General features: G+C 48.3%; 2 protein-coding genes and 3 pseudogenes. 1 reads left to right on the top strand and 4 read right to left on the bottom strand.

Annotated features, from left to right (window positions below; genetic code table 11):
• Positions 1-95: 95 nt before the first annotated feature.
• Positions 96-1,146 (top strand): annotated as a pseudogene (locus GA0061070_RS25760) (hypothetical protein); the annotation flags it as partial.
• Positions 1,147-1,222: 76 nt separating this feature from the next.
• On the opposite strand, the gene GA0061070_RS24190 reads toward GA0061070_RS25760, so the two are convergent.
• The 4 genes and pseudogenes from GA0061070_RS24190 to GA0061070_RS25755 all read right to left on the bottom strand — a co-directional run.
• Positions 1,223-1,516 (bottom strand): ribbon-helix-helix domain-containing protein, encoded by a 294-nt coding sequence (locus GA0061070_RS24190; protein WP_090139059.1) that lies wholly within the window; start codon positions 1,514-1,516, stop codon positions 1,223-1,225.
• 2 nt (positions 1,517-1,518) lie between these two features.
• Complete coding sequence (locus GA0061070_RS24185) at positions 1,519-2,154, bottom strand: division plane positioning ATPase MipZ (protein ID WP_090139061.1); 636 nt, start codon at positions 2,152-2,154, stop codon at positions 1,519-1,521.
• A 447-nt stretch (positions 2,155-2,601) separates the two neighbouring features.
• Positions 2,602-2,877: pseudogene (locus GA0061070_RS24180) on the bottom strand (DUF4113 domain-containing protein); the annotation flags it as partial.
• Positions 2,873-2,971, bottom strand: a pseudogene (locus tag GA0061070_RS25755) (hypothetical protein); the annotation flags it as partial. The pseudogenes GA0061070_RS25755 and GA0061070_RS24180, both read right to left, overlap by 5 nt.

The following is a 2,971-nucleotide window of genomic DNA, read 5'->3' as shown; positions in this document are numbered from 1 at the left end:
ACGATGAAATGGCGGAAAGCGGACAGCATCATTAAAGAAAGCATCTGGCGGGCATGAAAATGGCAAATAACGGTCACAGATCGTGGCGTTGACAGATGTACCGTCCATTTAGTGGCGATGCCGGTGCCACCTCCTCCGGAACCCGTAAAACAGCAGGCAGCCAACGCATCAGTTACCGGAGTTTTCTGCCTCCTGACGACTCCGAAACCCGAATTAAATCTCCTGGGCGTCCGGTCGCTCCGACAGATGATCGTACGCGCCGGACTCGACGTTCGCGTATTGCGCGCCTGCTGCTTTCATTGATAGAGGATGCGGGACTTAACCGCCTGGCAACGCGGCATCCCCTTCCTGTACGTGGAGTGATGGAATCCATCAATGCACTTCGGACTGTTACGGAAAATATCGAGTTTATCCGCGATCGCAGGCTCTCGGAGATTGTACGTTTTTCACCGACGATGAGTGCACACTGTAGGGAGAAACTAATGCTGGAACTGGAACGTCCGGATACTCACTGGCCAGCAGGCAAGACGCGGATGTTTTTTCAGATTTTTATGTCCGATCAGGTCACCCGCGATGAAGTCTCGTTTCGTTGGCCGGGCGGAGAGCTGCAGTTTCGTCCTGAGCGCGGAGTTAGTATTAATGGCGAAACGCAGGATGGCGCACGCCCACCCTACTGGGTCATTCTGTCCTTTCGCCGGGGAATGGACGGCACGGTTATCTGTAGCGAAGGCTATGCACATGCCCTCTTCTGCCGGGGATGCCCAGTACCGGTCGACAGCAACCTTGAGCGCACCACCATCGAAAGCCTGTCTGAAGTTGCGGGCTGGCTTGCAAAAAAAACCGGATGCGCCGACTCTGAGTCTCGAAAAACCGCTTTTTGATATCGAAGTTACTCTGAACGGAGAAAAAGGGTTTGTGCTCCCCGATTTCATTGTGACGGCTACCAAGCCTGGCGGGAAACAGCATACTGTGGTGGTTGAAACAATGGGGTATACCGATGATGATTACTGTGAGCGAAAGGCGGAACAACACAAAGGGATGCGTCAACTAGGTTTACTTCAGACAGATCCTCCCCGCTGGCCACAGGAGCTGGATAAAACTTTCACGAGACATGTTTTTGGCATCTTCATGAATCTTCGAGATTAAATGATAAGCCTCCGATGTGAAGGCTTATCAATATTTCATAAATCATACTTATGAAATATGATTTATGAATTCATATTTATGAAAGTTTTTCGAAGTATAGTTCCAGAGCTTCTCTGACAATTGCGCTTACGTTTTTGGGGTCTTTACCACTTCGTTTGTTTTGTAGCGCAAGATCTTCTGTTTTCCGCAGCATCGACTCCCCAAGAGATATCGTTGTGCGGCACTGCTTCTCTTGTTCTGGCTTAACTTCTTCAGTTTTCTCAGGTGAGCCATACGGCTTATCTGACAGACGTCGTGCAAGCGCATCTGCCTCTTCGTCTGTAACACTCGTCCGGGTTGCTGAAGCCTGCATGCTTGGTTTTTTTACCATGATCAAAATACCTCTGACACCAGTTGCTCAATCTCTTCAATTGCAGCTTTGTTTTCAGTTTCCAGCACTCCGGTTCCGTTACTCATACAATCTCTGTACACCTTTCGGAAGCAAATGACGGTTTCCATTGTTTTGATTGTTGGAAATTCTTCCAGATACTCAAGAAATTCCTTTCTCTCGTTGCCCCGTAATACTGGGTTGGTCGTTCCCATACTCTGGAGGCAAAAAACCTTAAGGTCAGGGTTAAGGTCTCGCATTGCTTCAATCTGTTGTTGTAGTTCTACAAGCGTGTCCAGATCAGGTTGCGAGCATTGCAAAGGCGCAATTATCTGGTGCGCAGCGACGCCGCTAGTTATGAATTCACGGGAGTTACGTCCTGCAACGTCAACGATGACATGAGTATACTTTTCATCTAGGGCACGTAAGGTCGATGTCAGGTTGTCGAATTTCTCTATCAAAGTGATGGTAGGTTTCGTATTTGCTGCTTCACGCTCCGCATGCCATTTTGCAGCTGAACGCTGCAAATCAGCATTAAGCAAGCATACATCTTGCCCTTTAAGAGCCAGCGCAACGGCAATATTCACTGCGGTTGTTGTCTTTCCTGACCCACCTTTGTTACCACCGATGACTGTAATCATTACAAGCCTCATAAGTATGATTTGTGAAGTATGATTTATTGCCTTTCTGTATTCTAATGTCAATCGCCAGAGAATACATATGATTTATTATTTCATACTTATGATTTAATTGGTGTGAAATCATAAGTATTACTTAAATTATATTACTTCATACTTATGAGGTGTGAATTGTGAAATAATTTTAGCTCCGTAAGAACTTGTTCATCCCGTTAGGGATTTAAAGAGCTTGGCTATGTGGATAAAAAGTTTCGATACAAACGGGCAATCCAGAATTAAAGACAGCTGCCGCGCCCGGTTCCTCCGGGCTTGCCCAACCCGGCACACCCGGACAGATAAAACCTGTCCAGCTGTACCGGGTTACCGGTTCTGTTCTGTGCATATGGAGAAACAGTGCCATCGCACGGCATCCAGCCGTGCTTGTGAAGTTATGTGCCCGGATCACTTTCTTCAGCCAATACGGACAAGGGGCAGTTCCTGCCAGCGTGTCGTGTAAGCAGGACTCAGCATCTCCCGTTTCATTTTCCACTGAGGGGTTATTCCCCGGACAGCAAACCAGATCTGGCCAAGCCCGGAGTGATTGATCCTGTCAACAACTTCCATCAGTTCCTGGCTGTGAGGCCGGGGAGGCTGCTCATCAAACAAATTCAGTTGAGCAATACCAGAGCCACTGAAATCGTTGAGCATGACACCCGCCTTTGCATACCGATGACCGTCGCGCCAGATATCGGCCGATGCTGGTAAGAGAAAGCGAAGCACCACGCGTCAGGGCCACGGTCATATCGAGCAGGGCGTTTTTACGGTACTGATGAATGGAGTT

The sequence above is a fragment of the Kosakonia oryziphila genome (assembly GCF_900094795.1).
GTDB classification, from domain to species: domain Bacteria; phylum Pseudomonadota; class Gammaproteobacteria; order Enterobacterales; family Enterobacteriaceae; genus Kosakonia; species Kosakonia oryziphila.
The sequence above is the reverse complement of the archived record's forward strand: the minus strand, read 5'-3'. Positions and strand labels throughout refer to the sequence as shown.